Genomic DNA, 17866 nt, shown 5'->3' with positions numbered 1-17866 from the left:
CAGGGGGGAACATGCTGAAGGACAGAGTGGTGGTCGTCGGCGGGCGGGGCAGCCGGGGTTCCGGCTACCTGGTCGGCCCCAGACTGGTACTGACCTCCGCGCACGTCGTCGGCACCGCGGCGACGGTGCCGCTGAAACGGCCCGGCACCGGCCGGGAGTTCCGGGCGACCGTGGTGTGGCGGGGCAGCCCGGGCGGGCGTGACGACGCCGCGCTGCTGCACGTCGACGACGACGGGTGGACCCCGCCCACCTCGGCGGGCGTCCGCTGGGGCGAGTTCTCCACCCTGCGGGCGGGGCAGCCGTGCGAGGTGATGGGGACTCCCGACCTGGTGCAGTACGCGGGTTCCCCGGACGGCCACGCGCTCGGCGAGCGCAAGGGCTTCGTGGAGACCGCCCACCTGACGGGGGCGGTCAATCCGGGGGACTCCTCCGTCGGCAACCGCTACCTGCTCGACCTCACCAAGACCCCTCCGCAGTGGCCGGGCGCGGGCCTGCCCTGGGCCGGCCTCTCGGGGGCGGCGCTGCTGTCCGACGGCCTGCTGGTCGGCGTGGTCACGAGCGAGGCCGCCTTCTCCGGGCACGGCGCGATCGAGGCCGTACCGGCGTACTACCTCTTCCGCCCGGAGGAGGGGAGCGCGTTCCGCGCGGCCCTGCAGGAGTACGGGGCCGACTCACTGCGGCTGGAACCCGTGGAGTTCGTCCCGCTGACCGATCCCCAGTCCACCGACCGGAACCGGTCCGGGGACTCCCCGGCCGCACTGTTGCGCCCGGAGCGGGAGGTGGTTCCCTTCCACGGTCGCGGGGAACTGCTGGAGGAGCTGGTCGGCTGGTGCGTCCAGCCCGACACGGCCGTGCTGCTGGTGCACGGGCCCGGCGGCCAGGGCAAGACCCGGCTGGTGCGCGAACTGGTCGAACGGCTGACCTCCGACCCCGCGCACGGCAGGTGGACGGCGGTGTGGGCGGCGTCCGGAGCGCCCGGGGAGGACGGTCCGGACCTGGCCCCCCTGCGTGAGACCCCGCGCCGGGTGCTCGTGGTGCTCGACTACGCGGAGCAGCGGATCGGCCAGTTGGCGAAGCTGCTCGAATCGCTCTCCGGCCACCGGCTCCCGTTCAAGGTCGTGCTGATCGCCCGGACCGGCGGCGAGTGGCGCGAGCGGGCCAAGGTGCGCGGCGAGGCGGTGGCGGACCAGCTGGGGCGGGCCGCGACGGTCGCGCTGCCCGCGCTGGTGACGGACGCCGGGGAGCGGCCGGAGCTGTACCGGCAGGCCGCGGGCGCGTTCGCCGGGCAGCTGCGCCTGCTGCCCGGGCGAGGGGAGGTCGACTGGGCCGGGAAGGCGGCCGCCCTGCCGCCGCGCGACCTGGGGGACCTGCGCTACGCCAACCCGCTGACCCTGCACATGACCGCGCTGGCCGACCTGCTGGACGCGGGCGATCCGCCGCCGGACGCCCCGAGGTCCTCCCCCGGCGGGCTGGTGGCCGCTCCCGTCGAGAACCCCGACGACGCGGAGGCGCGTCTGCTGCTGCACGAGGAGCGCTACTGGAACGGGGTCCTGGCGGCCAACGGGGTCCCGGCGCGCAACGGGGTCGGCCCGGCCGGCCCGACGGCGGAGGCGTTCCGGGACGCGCTCGCCGCCACGGTCCTGCTGGACACCGGCGACTACGCACGGGCGGACGCCGTGCTGCGGCGCATCCGGGGGCTCTCCGACGACGCCCGGCGCGGGATCGTGGAGAAGTGCCTCATCGCCGCCTATCCCCCCGCCGGGGCGGCGGCCGGCCCGTGGGGGGCGGTCCAGCCCGACCGGGTCGCCGAGCGCTTCGCCGGGCGGCGGGTGCTGGAACAGCCCTACCTGCTCTCCGCACTGAGCGCCGACCTGGCGCCCGACGACGCCGAGCGGCTGCTGACCGTCCTGACCCGGGCCGCGCACCACCGCCCGCTGCGCGCCGAACTCGCCCCGCGGATCACCGAGTTGTGCACCGCATCGCCCGACGTCCTCGCCCTGCCGGCGATCACCGCCGCCACGCACGTCGAGGAGGCGGCGCCGCTGACCGACGCCCTCCTCCGGCTGCTCGACTCCCCGCACTCCGACCCCGAGCGGCTCGCCTCCTGGGCCGAGGTGCTGCCCGGCTCCTCGTACAACCTCGGCCCCTGGGCCGTGCGCCTGCTCGAACGGAGCCTGGAGGCGCCCGGCGGGAGCGGGGGCGACGCCGTCGAAGAGCTGCTGTCCCGCTCCCGGACGCAGCGCCGACTGGCCAGGTGGTACAGCGAGGTCGGGGACTACGCCCGGGCCCTGTCGACGGTGGGGGACGCCGTCGAGGCGCTGACCGCCGCCACGGCCCTGCACGGCCCCGGGACGCCGCACGGGGCCGCCCTGCGCAGTGCGCTGGCGGGCTGCCTCAACAACCGGGCGGTCTTCCAGACCCGGACGGGGCAGTGGGACCAGGCCCTCGCCTCAGCCGACCTCGCCGTCCAGGGCTTCGAACTGCTCGAACGGAACAGCGGGTTGGACCAGCCCGAGCACCTGCTGACCTCGCTGGGCACCCGTGCCACCGCCTACGGCGACCTCGGCGACCTCGCCCGTTCGCTGGCGGACTGGACCGCCGTGGTCGAGCGTCGGCGGGAGCAGGCGGCGGACGGCACCGAGGAGGCCGTGGTCGCCCTGGCCCTCGCCCTGAACAACCTCGCGCTGAGTCAGCGCGGCTGGAGCCGGGGCGAGGAGTGCCTGCGCACCAGCCGGGAGGCCCTGGCGCTGCTGCGCCCGCTGGCCGGGCGGCGGCCGGACGCCCACCGGCACCTGCTGACGAAGGTGCTCGGCACCCTGGCGAACTGCCTCGGCGACACCGGCCACCCGGCCGAGGCGCTGGAGGTGTCCCGGGAGGTGGTCGCCCTGCGGCGCCGACTCGCCGAGGGCCGGCCGGCCGCCTACCGGGGCGAGCTGGCCCAGAGCCTCAACTCGCTGTCCATCGAACTGAGCCGGGCCGGTCTGGGCCGCGAGGCCCTCGCCGCCGTGCAGGAGGCCGTCGAGCACTACGAGGAGTTGGCGCGGGAGCAGCCCGGGGCGTACCGCGAGCCCCTGGCGATGACCCTCAACACCTGGTCCAACGAACTCAGCGACGCGGGAGCGGCGGAACGGGCGGTCCGGGCGGCGGAGCGGTCCGTCGCCCTCTACGCGGAGTTGCACCGGTCCCATCCCGGGGCGTTCGCCACCGACCACGCGATGGCCTTGACCACCCTGGCCCTGCGGCTCGGCAACGTCGACCGGGGTGCGGAGGGGCTGGTCCTGCTGGAGCAGGCCGTCCTGATCTACCGTTCCGTCCCCGAGCCCCGGCCGGCCGGCGTCCAGGCGGACTTCGCGCGCTGCCTGAACAACATCGCGTCGGCGCACCGCGGTGCCGGCCGCGACGCCGAGGCGCTGCGGGCGGCCGAGCAGGGCGTGGCGGTGAGCCGGGTCCTCGCCGAGGCGCAGCCCGACTCGTTCGATCCGCTGTTCGCCCGGCTGGTCACCACCCGGGTCCTGTGCCTGCACCGGCTGGGTCGGCTGGAGGAGGCGGCGGACGCCGCCGAGGTCGCGGTCGCGGCCGCCGCCCCGACCGCCGCCCGGCCGGAGTCGGCCGACATCCTGGACGTCCTCGCTGCCGTCCTGAGCCTGGCCCGTCGGCCCGAGGCCGCGCACGCGGCGCTGCGGCTGGTGGTGGACGCGCGGCGTGCGCTGGAGCGGATCGACCCCGAGCGCCACCGGGACGGCCTGCTGGACTCCCTCGACCTGCTCCGCAACCAGCTCGCCGCTGCGGGCAAGTCCGCCGAAGCCCTCGAAGTCGCGGCCGAGGCCGTGCGGCTGCGCCGCCTCGAGTCGGAGCGTCAGCCGACCCACGACCACCGGGCCCGTCTCGCCGCCGTGCTGTCCGACACCAGCGGCCTGCTGGCCCAGCTGGGCCGTCGCCCGGAGGCCGCCGGGCACGTGGCGGAGGCGGTCGGGCTGTGGGAGTCCCTGCCGCCCGCCGAGCGGGACGCCCGGATGCCCGCCCCGGCTCTCACCGCGCTCCTGCACGCCGTCGCGCTGTGGACGGACGGGGAGTCCGCTCGGGCGCTGACGCTGCTGCGCGAAGTCGCCGAGTCGTTCGAGCGGATGCCCGCGTCGCATCCGGCCCGCTGCGCCGGGATGGCCATGTCCCTGGGCCTGCTCGGTTCCCTGTCGGTCGAGGTGGACGGGGCGGAGGCGGCACTGCCGCACCTGGACCGGGCGGTCGCCGCCGCCCTGGCGATCGAGGGCCTGGGGTCGGAGGCGTACGAGGGGATCGTCGCGGACACCTTCGGTTCCCGGGCCCAGGTGCGCACGGAGTGCGAACCGCCCCACCCGGGAGCCGCCGCGGACGCCGAACGGGCCGTGCGGCTCTACCGGGGCATGCCTGCGGTGGAGGCGGCCGCACGTGCCGCCCGGGCCGTCGGCGCGCTGGCCGCGCTCGGGGTCGCCCGGGCCCAGGACGGGCTGGCCGAGCAGGCGCTCGCCGACACGGCGGAGGCGCTGGCCGCCGCCCGGCGGCTCGACCCCCCGGAGAGCGACGACCACCGGAGCGCCCTGGCGATGGCCCTGCTCGGCCGGGCCCGGTGCAGGCTGCTGGTCGGCAGCGGGCGTGCGGAGGCCGCCGCCTGTGCCGGGGAGGCCGTCGGCCTGCTGGAATCGCTGGTGGAGGCGGCGCCCGCGCTCTTCTCGTACGCCCTGCGCCGGGCGCGCGCCCTGCGCGAGGCGGTGGAGCGCGCCCCGTGGCGGTCCGCCGGATGACGGTGGCGCCCCGGCCCGCCCCCGCTACGGGTGGGCCGGGAGCGGTGGATAGAATGACGCTCCGTCAACTACCGATCACCGGAGGGTAACCGTGTCCGACGACCTGCTCATCGCGAAGATCAGTCACGGGTTCGACCACTTGGACGCCGACGGGGACGGGCGGCTCACCGAGCAGGACCACGTCCTGATGGGGCGGTCGGTGGCACGCTCGCTGGGGCACCCGGCCGGGTCCGCGCCGGAGGAGCGGATCGTCGGGGCGTACGTGGCGATCTGGCGCGAGCTGCACCTGCCGCACCTGCCCGCCGGGGCCGAGGCGATCGACCGGGCGCAGTTCCTGGCCTCCACCGCCTCGCTGGCCGACGACCCCGGGGCGGCGGTGGCGACGCTCGGGGCGCTGGCCCGGGCCTTCCTCGCGGTGGCGGACACGGACGGCAACGGCGAGGTCGACGCGGACGAGTTCTTCGCCTTCCAGCGCGGCCACTTCCCGCAGCTGCGCCGCGCCGACGCCGACACCGCCTTCGCGCACCTGGACCGGAACGGCGACGGCGCGCTGTCCGCCGAGGAGTTCGAGAGCGCGATCATCGAGTACTGGACCAGCCGCGACCCGGCCGCCCCGGGCAACTGGTGGACCGGCAGCCCGCAGGGCGACCCGGCCCCGACCACGCTCTGAGGCGCTCGGGGCGCTCCGGTTGACCGGGCGGCCGCGCCCGGGGGAGCCTGACCGGCATGACGGATCACACTCTCGACGCGCCCGACCGTCCCGACGGCCCGGACGCGCTGGACGGCCTGCTGGACGCGGCCCGCGCCGCGGCGGTCGAACGGGGCCACAACGAAGTCACCACCGGGCACCTGCTGCTGGCGCTGCCCGGACGGCTGCCCGGTGTCGCGCCCGGCGCGCTGGCGGAGGCGGTCGAACGGGCCCTGGCGTCGTACGCCTGGCCGCGCTTCCCCGTTCCGGCGGGCGAGTTCCCCCCGCTGTCCCGGTACGCGGGCGACGTCCACCAGCGGCTGGCCGACGGCGGGCCGGGCCCGCTGGCGGCGCGCCTGCCGCTGGCCGTCCTGGAGTGCGAGCCGTCCGGCCCGGGCCGCCTGGCGCTGCACGCACTGGGCCTGACCACCCGGCAGGCGCACCGCGAGCTGCTCAGCGCGGCGGTCGGCTGACCTTCGGCACCCGCCGCGCGGCGCGCCGCTGCGCGGCGAGGTCCGCCACGTCCCGGGTGGTCAGCGCGTCGGCGAGGGGCAGGCCGGTGCCGGCTGCGGCGGCGAGGCGTTCGCGGACCTCGCGCGGGGTGCGCGGGCGCCAGCCGGGGCCGTCGCAGCAGCCGGAGGCGAACCGGACGCCGGAGTACAGCAGCGCGGTGAGCGCCCGCCAGGCGGCGGTGTCGGAGCGGCGCGGGACGTGCAGGTCCTGGCCCGCGTCGATCAGCGGGCCCCGGCAGCGCGGGCAGGTCTCGGTCCGCTGCCCGCGGCGCTTGTAGGACGCCCGGCAGGGCAGGCACACGTGGTGCCGGCTGCCCGTCCCGCCACGGAAGCACATGCCCGCATCCTGACCCACCGTCACCACCTGCGGCAACGGGTTTTCCGGCGCCCCGCCGGGGCTGCGGGGCGCGGCGGCGTCCGGCGGGCACACTGGCGCCATGACAGCTTCCCGCGCCCGGGGTACGGAACCCGGCCAGCCCCCGGACCACGACGAGGCGCACGGGGGTGCGCTGGGCGGGCGGTTGAACTGGCTGCGGGCGGCGGTGCTGGGGGCGAACGACGGCGTGGTGTCGACGGCGGGCCTGGTGGTGGGCGTGGCGGGTGCGAACTCCTCGTCCACCGAGCTGCTGACGGCCGGTCTGGCGGGCCTGCTGGCGGGCTCGCTGTCGATGGCGGCGGGCGAGTACGTCTCGGTGAGCACCCAGCGGGACGCGGAGCGGGCCGCGCTGGCGCTGGAGCGGCGGGAGCTGCGGCTGACGCCGCAGGCGGAGCTGGCCGAGCTGGCGGGCATGTACGAGGCGAAGGGCCTGGATCCGGAGCTGGCCCGGCAGGTGGCCGTGCAGTTGACCGCGCACGACGCGCTGGCCGCCCACGCGGAGACCGAACTGGGCATCGACCCGGACGAGTTGACCGAACCGTGGCACGCGGCCTGGGCGTCCTTCGCGGCGTTCACGGTGGGTGCGCTGCTGCCGCTGCTGGCGATCGTGCTGCCGCCGCAGTCCGTCCGGGTGTGGGTCACGGTGGTGGCGGTGCTGGCGGCCCTGGTGGTGACGGGCTGGACGAGCGCCCGGCTGGGCGGGGCGGATCCGCGCCGGGCGGTGCTGCGCAACGTGCTGGGCGGCGGCATCGCGATGGCGGTGACGTACGCGGTGGGCGTACTGCTGGGGGCGTCGACCGCTTGAGGGCGGGGCACGGGCCAGGGGCCCGCCGCCGGGTGGTTCCGGTGCGGGCCCCTGGTGCACGGGTCGGTGGCGCGGGTCAGTAGCGCGGGTCAGTAGCGCAGGTCCGCGGCGATCCGGCCGGCGTCGGAGAGGGTGCCGTCGGGGACGAAGCTGACGGTGGCGCCGGTGTCGAGGGCGCGCTCGATGACCTCGTCGACGACGTCCTCGCGGGCGCCGGGCTGGCCCTCCTCGGCGGGGACGAGGTGGTCGCCGTCGTCGCGGACGGTGGTGCGGAAGTTCTCCTCGACCACCAGCAGGGCGATCCGGCCCTCGGCCGCGGTCTGCCAGACCTCGTCGAGCCCGGCGGCGAAGGCCTGGCGGCCGCGCGCCTTGTCGAGGCGGGCGAGCGCGTCGGTGATCTCCTGGTCGGCGTGCCCGCGGACGGCGGGTTCGACCACCTGGCGGACGACCTCGGCGGTGGCCTGGGCGAGGCCGCCGTGCGGGATCTGCGAGGTGGTGGCCTTGGCGATCGGGCCGACGGCGTCCAGCAGGGCGAGCGCGGGGGCGTCGCCCACCACGTACAGCGGGCGGGGGTCGGCGGCGAGCACCTTGCCGACCGCGGTGTCGGCCTGCCGCAGGAAGGTCTTGGTCTCCTCGTCCCGGAAGGTGCTGGGGGTGTCGCCGATCCGCTCCTGGCGCTCGGGGTCGGGGTTGTCGTAGACCCGCACCAGCGGGAAGCCGTGGACGTTCTCCTCGGTGACGCGCTCCTGGTTGCCGCCCCACAGGACCACCCGGTCGGCGGCGACCGCGAGCACCCAGTAGGGGCGTTCGGCGATCTGCGAGGAGACCAGGTTGCGGGTGAGGAAGGTGTCGGCCACGACCACCCGGGCGGGGGCGGTGCGGCCGAGTGACCAGACCTGGTGCTCGCCGGGCGCGACGAGGATCGCCAGGCCGTCCTCGGCGTGCACCAGGTCGACCTCGGCGAGCGCCTTGTCGAGCTGCTCCAGGACGTCGATCCGGTCCGCGCGGGAGACCTCGGGGTCGGCCTGGACCCGCTCCTTCGCCTCGGCCACCAGGTTGCGCAGGCGGACCGGGTCCTGCGCGTTGTCCGGCTCGCGGCGGTGCGTGGGCATCAGGATGGACACCGCCGGATAGGGGCGGGGCCGGCGCAGTTCGGCGAGGACGGCGGGGCTGAGGGCGGGGTGCATGGAGTCCCTTTCCGAAGGCGGCTCGGCCTTCTGTTCGTGGACACGCGAAGCCTGAGTGCTGCTCCCGAATGTCCCAAATGTACCTATTTGACCTCCGGGGCGTCGAACGGCGCGACACCGAACCGCCGGGCGCGGCGTCGGCGGGCGGCGCGGCGGGCCGCGTGCCGGACGGCATAGCGGGCGACGTGGTGGACGGCGAGCAGGGCCGCCGCGCCGAGGGCGTAGCCGGGCAGGTCGGACGGGTCGAAGGTGGTGCCCAGGACGAGGCGGGCGAGTCGGCTGTGCCGGCCGAGCTCGGCGGGCAGGCCGGTGAGCTGGAACAGCTCCACCGCCCAGCTGGCGGCGAGCGCGGCACCGGCGGCGGTCCACGGGCCGAGCCGGGGCGCGGCGGCCATCAGCAGGGTGTGCAGCAGCGCGGTGTACAGCGCCCCGCCGAGCAGGGTCGCGGCGCCGACGGGCACCAGCGCGGGCGCGGTCAGTCCGAGCAGCAGCACCGCCACCGCACCGGCCAGCCATCCGGCCCTGGCCGACCACTCCCCCGGGCGCCCGGCCGGCGGGGCCGCCGGACGGTCCCTCACTTCCCCCGACGGGCGGGGACGGCGCTCCTCGCGGGAGCGGCGCTCTTCGCCGGGACGGCGCTCTTCACGGGGACGGCGCTCCTCGCGGGGGCCGGTGCGGCGCGGCGGACGCCGGTCGTCGGTGGTGCGCATCCGCACAGCCCATCACACGGGGCGGGCGCGGGCGGCGGCGGGGCCGGTCCTACGGTGGGGGCATGCGGACCATCGAGTTGACCTGTGACCCGGCGTCCGACCGGGCGGTGCGGACGGTGTGGCGGCAGCTGGCCGACGGCGGGGTGGACTCGCTCGCGGACAACCCGCACCCGGGGCACCGCCCGCACCTGACCCTGGCGGTGTGCGGCGCGATCGCCCCGGACCGGCTCGCGGCGGTGGGTGAACTCCTGGCCGGGGTGCTGCCGTTGGAGGTGCGGCTGTCGGGCCTGCTGTCGTTCGGGGCGCGCAGCCGCCGCCGGGTGCTGGCCTGGGGCGTGGTGCCGGGTCCGGCGCTGATCGAGCTGCACCGGGAGGTGTGGCGGTTGCTGGCGGACGCGCCGGAGCCCAACCCGCTCTACCTGCCCGGCCGTTGGATGCCACACCTGGGCCTGACCCGCCGGGTGGAGCCGGACGGCCTGGCGCTGGCGCACCGGCTGCTGGGCCGCCACCCGGACCTGGCGGGGGCCTTCGACGCGGCGCGCTCCTTCGACACCGAGAGCCAGCTGACCGACCCGCTCGGTATCTGACGGTCCGTCCATTCGCCCTCGAAGCACGGGCACCCGGACCGGCGACCGGACTCGGCCCCACAGCGGCTCAGCTCAGCGAGCCGCACCGGTCGCGGTCGGCCCGGGGCGGGCGGGCGCCGGGAGGGCGGTGAAGAACTCCCGGACGTCCCCGGCGAGCAGGGCGGGCACCTCCATCGCGGCGAAGTGCCCGCCCCGGTCGAACTCCGACCAGTGCGCGACCCGGTAGCGGCGTTCGACCAGCGGGCGGACGGCCAGGGTGATGTCGTGCGCGAAGACCGCGACGCCGAGCGGGGCGGGGCAGGGGGTGGCGCCGCGCGGGGTCTCCCGGGTGAGGCGGGCGGAGGAGGCGGCGGTGGCGGTCAGCCAGTACAGGCTGACGTCGGTGAGCAGGCGGTCGTCGTCGACGGGGGCGGCCGGGTCGGTCCAGTGCGCGAAGCGCTCGGCGATCCAGGCGAGTTGGCCGACCGGGGAGTCGGTGAGGGCGTAGCCGAGCGTCTGCGGGGCGGCGGCCTGGAGGGACTGGTAGGGCGGCCGGTTCGCCTGGAGCGCGCGGACCGTGTCGAGCCGGGCCTCGTCGGCGGCGGAGAGCGTCCCGGCGTCCGGGTCGGGGGGCAGCGGCAGGTAGGTGACGTGGACGCCGACCACCCGGTCGGGGGCGTGCGCGGCGAGGGCGGTGGAGATGCCCGCGCCGAAGTCGCCGCCGTGGGCGCCGTAGCGCCGGTAGCCGAGGCGGTCCATCAGTTCGGCCCAGGCGCGGGCGACCCGGGCGACGTCCCAGCCGCGTTCGCGGGTGGGGCCGGAGAAGCCGAAGCCGGGGATGGACGGGACGACCAGGTGGAAGTCGCGGCGCAGCGGTTCGAGGACGTCCAGGAACTCGAGGAACGAGCCGGGCCAGCCGTGGGTGAGGACCAGCGGGAGGGCGTCGGGGTCGTCGGCCCGCAGGTGCAGGAAGTGGATCCGCTGGCCGTCGATCTCGGTGGTGAAGTGCGGGAGTTCGTTGAGCCGGGCCTCGTGGGCGCGCCAGTCGTAGCGGGTGCGCCAGTGGTCGGCGAGCTGCTGGAGGCGGGCCAGCGGGAAGCCGTAGTCCCAGCCGGCGCCGTCGATCTCGTCGGGCCAGCGGGTGCGGGCGAGGCGGTCGGCGAGGTCGTCGAGGTCGGCCTGCGGGACGTGGACGCGGAAGGGCTCGATCATGGGGTGTCACCTCGGGTGCGCGGGATGGGCGGCACGGCCCCTGGAGACCGTTAGTGCGATAAACGTTCGTCGCACTAATGAAGTTAGACTGTTAGTGGCACTAACGCAACAGTGGGAGGACCCGACCATGAGCCCCGCACCCGAGGACGCCACGCCCGAGCGGCTGCGCACCGTCCCCAGCCGACTGCTGGCCGGGGCCGCCGCCGCGGCCGACCGGCTGGTGGGCGAGCGGCTGGCCGCCGAGGGCGCCCGCAAGTGGCACTTCGCGGTGCTGGTCGCGCTCGACGAGACCGGCCCCGCCAGCCAGGCCGAGCTGAGCCGCCGCACCGGCGTCTACCGCAGCGACATGGTCGCCGTCCTGAACGAGCTCGCCGACGCCGGTTTCCTGGTCCGCGACCCCGACCCGGTCGACCGCCGCCGCAACGTCATCACCCTCACCCCCGCCGGCCGCGCCCGCCTGCACCGCCTGGACGCCCTGGTCTCCGCCGCCCAGCAGGACCTGCTCGCCCCGCTCACCCCCGCCCAGCAGGGCGAACTCGTCCGCCTGCTGGCCCTGCTGAACGCCCGCCACCGGCCCGCGCACGGGGGCGAGCCCGCCTGAACCGGCGCCGGGAACGCCGCCGGGGCCCCTCGAAGGGGGCCCCGGCGGACGGTCGGACCGCTGCCGTCACCAGTCCGAGGCGGTCGCGCCCAGCGCCAGCAGGACCTGGTCGAAGCCGTTGCCGTCGTGGTCGTCGGTGTACGCCATCGTGAGCGCGCCGAACGGGGAGGAGGCCACCGCGAGCTGCTCCTGCCGGCCGGTGGTGTCCTGGCTGACGGACCGGGCCGACAGCCGGCCGGTGGAGGTGCCGTCGGGGTTGAGGCCGCGCGCCCAGACCGCCGGGTCGGCGCCCGCGACGCTCCAGCCGACCACGGCCTCGCGCTGGTCGTCGATGCCGACGCTCGGGTTGCCCGCCCCGCTGCCGCCGGAGACCTCGGTCTCGGCCGGGCCGGGGGTGCCGGCCGCGGTGAAGGAGCGGGCCCAGACCCCGCGGGTGCCGGTGTGGTCGGACTCCCAGGCCACCACGAAGTCGCCGTTGAAGTCGGCGGCCACCGCCGGGCGCTGCTGCTGCCCGGCGGCGACGCTGTTGGCGCTGCGGCGGCTGAGCGTGACGGCCCCGTTGGCCTTGGCCAGCTTGACCAGGCCGATCTGGTAGTAGCCGTTGCCGTCGGTGTCCTCGTCCCAGACGACGACGGCGTCGCCCGAGGCGGAGGTCGCCACGTCGGGGTTGTGGTGGGCGCCGCCGGTCGCGTTGACCGTCACCTCGTACGCCTTGGTGGTGGTCCCGGTGAACCCGGCCGCCTTCACGGTGGCCGCGGCGGTGCCCTGGACGTCCTCCCAGACCACCGAGAACGCGACCGCGGTGGCGCTGCCCGGCGCGCCGTCCGGGTCGACCGCGACGCGCGGGTGGATCTGCTGGCCGTCGGCGTTCGCGTTGACCCGGCCGGAGCCGAGCACCGCGCCGGTCGGGGAGAGCACCCGGTAGACGATGTTGTAGAGCCCGTTGCCGTCCGGGTCCTCCGCCCAGACCACGACGGCGTCGCCCCGGTCGTCGAGGCCCACGTCGGGCTGGAGGTGGCGCCAGGCGGTGCCCGCCGTCCCGCCCGCCGAGAGCTTCTGCTCGTAGCCGGGGGCGCCGTTGTGGAAGACCCGCACCCACACGTCGCTGTGCGCGTCGTCGTCCGGGTCGGTCGTGTCGCGGTCGTCCTCCCAGACCACCGCGGTGTCGCCGAGGCGGTCGGCCGCGACGGCGGGGGTGTCCTGGTCGCCGGTGGCGGCGCTGTTCGCGGTCACCCAGGAGGTGGGCCCGGCCGCCGAGGCGGGGGCGACCAGGGCGAGGACCGCGGCGAGACCGGCGACGGCCGCGCCGAGTACGGAGAGCTTACGCATCGGCCAACCCCGGCTGTCCGTCGTGGATGAGGAAGGTCTTGGCGGTGGTCGCCGCCGCGCCGTGCTCGGTCACCGCCGCCACCGACCGGAAGTCGGCGGTGATCTGCGTGGGCGCGATCCGGGTGCGGACGTAGCCGCGCCGGTTGGAGTAGAAGCGCAGGTGCGGGTTGAGCGAGCCGTTGGGGATCGCCGTGGTGGCGCTGCCGTCGCCGCCGCTGGTGATGGAGGTGCAGACCAGCTCGGAGCCGATCGTCGCCGACGACGGGTTCGCGTAGTCGGCCTTGAGGTCGTTGCCCCAGGAGGCGTGCACGTCGCCGGTGAGGACGACCGGGTTGCGCACGGCCCGGTCGACGATGCCCTGCTGGATGCGCGCCCGACTGGCCCGGTACCCGTCCCAGGCGTCCATGTTCATCGCGCCGGACGCGTTCACGTTGCGGGCGAAGAAGACCTGCTGGCCGATCAGGTCCCAGGTGCTCAGGTGCTGGCCGAGCCCGTCGAGCAGCCACGCCTCCTGGGTCGCACCGGTGATCGAGCGGGACGCCAGGTCGGCGTCGGCGCAGACCTTCGTCCCGTCGCCGCAGGCCTGGTCGTCGCGGAACTGGCGGGTGTCGAGCATGTGGAAGGTGGCGAGGGTGCCCCAGCGGACCCGGCGGTAGAGCTGGATGCTGTTGCCGGAGGGGGTGGCGGCGGCGCGCAGCGGCATGTTCTCGAAGTACGCCTGGTAGGCGGCGGTGCGCCGCGCGGTCCACTGGGCGGCGGTCAGCACGGGGCTGCTGTCGGCGCGGACCATGTTGGCGTAGTTGTTCTCCACCTCGTGGTCGTCCGGCACCACCAGCCACGGCGCGGCGGCGTGCGCGGCCTGCAGGTCCGGGTCGGTGCGGTAGAGCGCGTAGCGGCGGCGGTAGTCGGCCAGCGAGACGATCTCGCTGCCGAGGTGCTGGCGCACGCCGGTGGTGGTGGCGCCGCCCTCGTAGATGTAGTCGCCCAGGTGCAGGATCAGGTCGGGGCGGTCGTCGGCCATCCGGCGGTAGGCGGTGTAGTAGCCGCTCTCGTAGTGGGCGCACGAGGCGAAGGCCATCGTGAAGGCCCGCCCGAGCGTGCCCGGCGCCGGGGCGGTGCGGGTCCGGCCGACCGGGGAGATGAAGCCCTGGGCCCGGAACCGGTAGTAGTACTCCGCGTCCGGGGCGAGGCCGCCCGCCAGCGCGTGCACCGAGTGGGCCTGCGCGTAGCGGGCGGTGACCGTGCCGGAGCTGACGACGGTGGCGAAGTTCTGGTCGGTGGAGACCTGCCAGTCGACGGCGACGTCGGCGTTGGGCATGCCGCCCTGGCCGTCCGCGTTGGTCGGGGTGGGGGCGAGGCGGGTCCAGAGCACCACGCTGGTGTCGTCCGGGTCTCCGGAGGCGACGCCCAGCGTGAAGGGGAAGGGGGTGGCTGCGGCGGCCGACGACTGTGCCGTCGCCCCGAGTTGGAGCGCGGCGGCGCCCGCGGTGGTGAGCCCGCCGAGGAGGAAGATGCGGCGACTGAGGTTGCTCATGGCCGGTCATGCTCGCGGACCCGGGTGAACTCCGGCCCCTGCCGCGGAGGCCGCCGAGTGACGTGGCAGCGTCATGAGTTGACGCGCGTCAACGAGGCCGCCGACGGGACGGGCTGACGGCGGGGCCGGCCGACGGCGGGACGGGCCGACGGCAGGACGGGCCGACGGCAGGACGGGCCGACGGCAGGACGGGCCGACGGCAGGACGGGCCGACGGCAGGACGGGCCGACGGCAGGACGGGCCGACGGCAGGACGGGCCGACGGCAGGACGGGCCGACGGCGGGGTGGGCCGGCGGTCAGAGCCGGTGCACCGGGCAGGGGGCGTACTCGAACGGGGTCTTGAAGCCCTGGACGGGGCGCAGTTCGGCCGTCCAGTCGCCGGAGATGACGCCGCGGCGCAGCAGGAACAGCTGGTTGGCGCGGCGGCGCAGCCGGGCGCGGTACCGCTCGACCGTCTCCTCGCCGTTGACGGCGAGTTCGGTGACGACCTCCTCCAGCAGGCAGCTGGCGCAGGACCCGCCGGGGCGGTGGCGCTCGCGGCCGATGCCGACCGCCTCCAGGCCCCAGACGGTGATGGTGCCGTCGGGGCCGACGCCGGTCAGCAGGGCCTCCGGGGAGCCGTCCGCGGTGCAGACCTCCAGCAGGCGGGCGCGGAAGGCGTCGGGGTCGACGGTGACCAGGGGTTTGTTCAGCCTGCGGGTGGCGACCACCAGCAGGTGCGCCAGCAGGGTGGCCGCGAAGGTGAGGCAGCCCGCCGCCAGCAGCCAGCCGGGGCCGTCGCCGAGGCCCAGCCCGACCGCGACGCCCGACCAGAACAGCGCGGAGAGGTAGTCCAGCCCGCGGGCGCCGTCCCGTGCGAAGATCCGCACCGCGGACCACCCGGCCAGCACCGGGATGGTCACCAGGCCCACGGTCTGCCACATGCTCATGCCCGCCCCCTGACTCCCCCCCGGCTGAGGATTTCCGCCCGCGGCGGGTTCCAACCTTCGGGCGGGGGGCGGACGGGGGCGAGCGCGCGGCCGGGCGGGCGTTCGGGCGGGGCCCGGCTGCGCGGGGCGGCGCCCGCGCGGGCGGGGGTCAGCGGCGGCGGGTGCCTCGGGCGGTGGCGGGGACGGCGAGGCGATGCGGGCGGTCGACGGGGGCGGCGAGCAGGTCGTCGAGCTGGCTGGTGACGGTGGCGCGCAGGTCGTCCTCGTCGGTGAACTCGTGGTCCTCGAACAGGGAGTGGCCGGTCCACATCAGGTTGGCGCAGACCTGCGCGGGGACCTGGCCGGTCTGGGCGCCGAGGCCGACCAGGGCGACGGAGGCGATGCTGCCGGGGGTGGCGGCGTTCTGCCGGTGGACGGCCTGGAAGGCGGCGGCGCAGGCGAGCGCGACGTTCAGCGTCTGGCTGACGTCCTGCGCGGAGGTGCGCATGGTGGGGGTGGAGATCAGGAAGCGGGGCACGGCCGCGCCGGAGGGCACGCAGACCGCGCCGCCGACCTTCAGTTCACCGCCGTGGCCGTCGCGGATGGCGCGCTGGACGCGCAGTTGGATGCCCGCGCCGAGGTGCCGCTTGATCACCGCGTCCAGCCCGCCGTTCATCAGGCCGCGGGAGTTGGTGGGCGTGACCCAGGCGTCGACGTCCACGTCGAGGATCGAGCCGGTGCGGATCTCCACGCCCGGGGTGCCGGCGAACGCGGTGCGCCAGGCGCCCACCACGTCGGTGTTGAGGTCGGTCAGCACCACGCGCAGCGGCTTCGGGGCGTGCTTGACGGTCATGCGGGCGAACTCCGTTCGGCCGGGGGCTCGTTGTCGGTTCCGACCCTATCGGTCGGCACCGACAGGACCGGGTCCGCGCACTGTCGGCGGCAGGGCTTACCGTGATCTTCCGATCGCACCGCCCGTTGCCCCTTCCACCGTTGCCCCTTCCACCGTTGGAGTACCGCCATGGCCGAGTCCACCCCGCCCGCCGCCGCCCCGAACGACCCGCTGGGGCTCGCCGAGCTGTTCAAGGGCGGCGGCGAGGAGTGGCTCCCGGCGCTGAAGCGGTTGATCGAGCTGCACCCGGATGCGGCCTCGTTCATCGGGCCGAACCGTCCTCAGGACGTGGTGCCGGTGCGGGAGTTGACGTTCCAGGCGCTGAAGCCGAACCCGCCGGGCAAGTGGAAGGTGGTGGTGTTCGGGCAGAACCCGTACCCGCGGCCGGAGAGCGCGACCGGCATCGCGATGTTCGACAACACCTTCCAGAACTGGCAGGACAGCCAGTTCGGCCGGGTGGTGAGCATCCGCTGCATCATCAAGGCGGCGGCGATGTGGAAGTACGGCATCCCGAAGAAGACGCCGATCGCCGACCTGCGGGCGCTGCTGGCGCAGCACGGCACCGTGCAGCCGCCGGAGTGGTTCCAGGCGATGCTGACCCAGGGCGTGCTGCTGCTGAACGCGGCGCTGACGGCGAGCAGTGACGGTTCGACCTCCCCCGCGGTGCACACCAGGTTCTGGAAGCCGGTGGCGACGAAGATCGTGGAGGAGATCCTGCGGGCCAAGCAGGAGGGCCCCGAGGAGGACCGCGGGGTGGTGTTCGCCTGGTGGGGGACACACGCGCGGTCGCTGAAGCAGTCGGTGGAGCGGATCGCCCGGCGGTACCCGGACGTGCAGGTGCGGCACATCGACCACCCGAACCCGGCGGCGCAGGGCGACGTCTTCTGCGACGGCGAGCACTTCGGGCAGGTGAACGCGGCGCTGGAGGGCCTCGGCGCGGACCCGGTGGACTGGCTGCCCAGCGCGGGCTGGCAGGCCGCGGCGGCGGCCGAGGGCCGTACCGACGCGGGCACCGCCTCGCGGATGGGGGCGTTCATCGCGTCCACCATGGAGCTGCACCAGCTGTACCTGGAGCGGCTCGCCTCGGTGAAGGACGAGGGTCTCGAACTGCCCGACATCACGGGCGTGTTCGACCTGGAGCGGCTGGGCTTCCGGGAGGCGGTGGAGCCGGTGGCGGCGCTGCTGCGCGGGCTGGAGCGGCACGTCGGCTCGGCGCACGAGTTCGGCAAGCGGCACGCGGACGCGACCGCCGGGGCGCTGGACGCGGACGCGGTGGCGGCGCTGCACCTGTACACCTGCGAGTCGGCGTTCTACCGGGAGCTGAACGCGGCGCTGCGACACCCGGACCGGGCCCGGCTGACGCCGTACCTGCCGTACCTGCGGCTGCTGTTCGACGCGGTGGGCCGGCTGCCGGTGCGCCCGGAGCCGCTGTGGCGCGGCGTGGCGCTGGACCTGCGGGCGCAGTACCCGCTGGGGCGGACGGTGACCTGGTGGGGCGTGTCCTCGTGCACCTCGCGCCCGGCGGTGGCCCGGTCGTTCCTGGGCGGCCGGGGCAAGCGCACCCTGTTCGAGGTGCGCCCGGCCCGGGCGGTGGGGATCCGGCAGTTCTCGGCGTTCACCGAGGAGGAGGAGTACATCCTGCTGCCGGGCACCCAGTTGACGGTGACGGACGTGGTCGCGGAGCGCGGCGGGCTGTGCACGGTGACGCTCACCGAGTCGGCGGACGGGCCGCTGGTGTCCTGAGGCGGGGGCGCCCGGCCGCGGCGCG

The 17866-nt window shown here is 75.8% G+C and carries 15 protein-coding genes; 7 read left to right on the top strand and 8 right to left on the bottom strand.

The annotated features are described in order from the left end of the window. Positions 1-11: 11 nt before the first annotated feature. From HUT16_RS36340 to HUT16_RS36330, 3 genes are all read left to right on the top strand, one after another. The gene (locus HUT16_RS36340) at positions 12-4778 is read left to right on the top strand and encodes a tetratricopeptide repeat protein (RefSeq protein ID WP_176192255.1); all 4767 of its coding nucleotides are present in this window, start codon (positions 12-14) and stop codon (positions 4776-4778) included. 91 nt (positions 4779-4869) lie between these two features. Beyond that, positions 4870-5448: an EF-hand domain-containing protein gene (locus HUT16_RS36335; RefSeq protein WP_176192254.1), complete on the top strand. Its 579-nt coding sequence runs from the start codon at positions 4870-4872 to the stop codon at positions 5446-5448. Between the two features lie 56 nt (positions 5449-5504). Further along, complete coding sequence (locus tag HUT16_RS36330; protein ID WP_176192253.1) at positions 5505-5939, top strand: Clp protease N-terminal domain-containing protein; 435 nt, start codon at positions 5505-5507, stop codon at positions 5937-5939. Here the strand turns inward: HUT16_RS36330 and HUT16_RS36325 are convergent. After that, positions 5920-6315: a hypothetical protein gene (locus HUT16_RS36325; RefSeq protein ID WP_176192252.1), complete on the bottom strand. Its 396-nt coding sequence runs from the start codon at positions 6313-6315 to the stop codon at positions 5920-5922. The two genes, HUT16_RS36330 and HUT16_RS36325, sit on opposite strands and share 20 nt — an antisense overlap. Before the next feature lie 100 nt (positions 6316-6415). On the opposite strand from HUT16_RS36325, the gene HUT16_RS36320 reads away from it, so the two are divergent. Then, a complete protein-coding gene (locus HUT16_RS36320; protein ID WP_176192251.1) occupies positions 6416-7159 on the top strand; it encodes a VIT family protein in 744 nt (247 codons plus the stop codon). A gap of 89 nt (positions 7160-7248) precedes the next feature. Here the strand turns inward: HUT16_RS36320 and HUT16_RS36315 are convergent, their stop codons facing one another. After that, positions 7249-8346 (bottom strand): chemotaxis protein, encoded by a 1098-nt coding sequence (locus tag HUT16_RS36315; RefSeq protein WP_176192250.1) that lies wholly within the window; start codon positions 8344-8346, stop codon positions 7249-7251. Positions 8347-8429: 83 nt separating this feature from the next. Next, positions 8430-9056: a DUF2809 domain-containing protein gene (locus HUT16_RS39925; RefSeq protein ID WP_217712136.1), complete on the bottom strand. Its 627-nt coding sequence runs from the start codon at positions 9054-9056 to the stop codon at positions 8430-8432. Positions 9057-9118: 62 nt separating this feature from the next. On the opposite strand from HUT16_RS39925, the gene HUT16_RS36305 reads away from it, so the two are divergent. After that, positions 9119-9643 carry a 2'-5' RNA ligase family protein gene (locus tag HUT16_RS36305; RefSeq protein ID WP_176192249.1) on the top strand — a complete coding sequence of 175 codons (525 nt, stop codon included), beginning with the start codon at positions 9119-9121 and terminating at the stop codon, positions 9641-9643. Between the two features lie 72 nt (positions 9644-9715). Here the strand turns inward: HUT16_RS36305 and HUT16_RS36300 are convergent, their stop codons facing one another. Then, on the bottom strand, positions 9716-10834 hold the full coding sequence (locus tag HUT16_RS36300; protein WP_176192248.1) for an epoxide hydrolase family protein: 1119 nt from the start codon (positions 10832-10834) through the stop codon (positions 9716-9718). 127 nt (positions 10835-10961) lie between these two features. Here HUT16_RS36300 and HUT16_RS36295 point away from each other — a divergent pair, with 127 nt between their 5' ends. Beyond that, positions 10962-11435, top strand: coding sequence for a MarR family winged helix-turn-helix transcriptional regulator (locus HUT16_RS36295; protein ID WP_176192247.1), 474 nt, complete (start codon positions 10962-10964; stop codon positions 11433-11435). A 66-nt stretch (positions 11436-11501) separates the two neighbouring features. Here HUT16_RS36295 and HUT16_RS36290 read toward each other — a convergent pair whose 3' ends face one another. The 4 genes from HUT16_RS36290 to HUT16_RS36275 all read right to left on the bottom strand — a co-directional run bounded on the left by HUT16_RS36290 (position 11502) and on the right by HUT16_RS36275 (position 16059). Then, positions 11502-12764, bottom strand: a complete 1263-nt coding sequence (locus HUT16_RS36290; protein WP_176192246.1) for a hypothetical protein — start codon at positions 12762-12764, stop codon at positions 11502-11504. Beyond that, positions 12757-14298: an alkaline phosphatase gene (locus HUT16_RS36285; protein WP_176192245.1), complete on the bottom strand. Its 1542-nt coding sequence runs from the start codon at positions 14296-14298 to the stop codon at positions 12757-12759. The genes HUT16_RS36290 and HUT16_RS36285 overlap by 8 nt, the downstream gene beginning before the upstream one ends. A 296-nt stretch (positions 14299-14594) precedes the next feature. Then, complete coding sequence (locus HUT16_RS36280) at positions 14595-15227, bottom strand: hypothetical protein (protein WP_176192244.1); 633 nt, start codon at positions 15225-15227, stop codon at positions 14595-14597. A gap of 148 nt (positions 15228-15375) precedes the next feature. Continuing rightward, a complete protein-coding gene (locus HUT16_RS36275) occupies positions 15376-16059 on the bottom strand; it encodes a macro domain-containing protein (RefSeq protein WP_176192243.1) in 684 nt (227 codons plus the stop codon). Positions 16060-16227: 168 nt separating this feature from the next. Here HUT16_RS36275 and HUT16_RS36270 point away from each other — a divergent pair, with 168 nt between their 5' ends. Continuing rightward, the gene (locus HUT16_RS36270) at positions 16228-17841 is read left to right on the top strand and encodes an ADP-ribosyltransferase domain-containing protein (RefSeq protein WP_176192242.1); all 1614 of its coding nucleotides are present in this window, start codon (positions 16228-16230) and stop codon (positions 17839-17841) included. The last annotated feature ends 25 nt before the right edge of the window (positions 17842-17866 follow it).

Origin of the sequence: Kitasatospora sp. NA04385 (assembly GCF_013364235.1) — a bacterium.
Classification (GTDB): Bacteria; Actinomycetota; Actinomycetes; order Streptomycetales; family Streptomycetaceae; genus Kitasatospora.
Note: the sequence above shows the minus strand (reverse complement) of the source record. Positions and strands in the feature narration are given on the sequence as shown.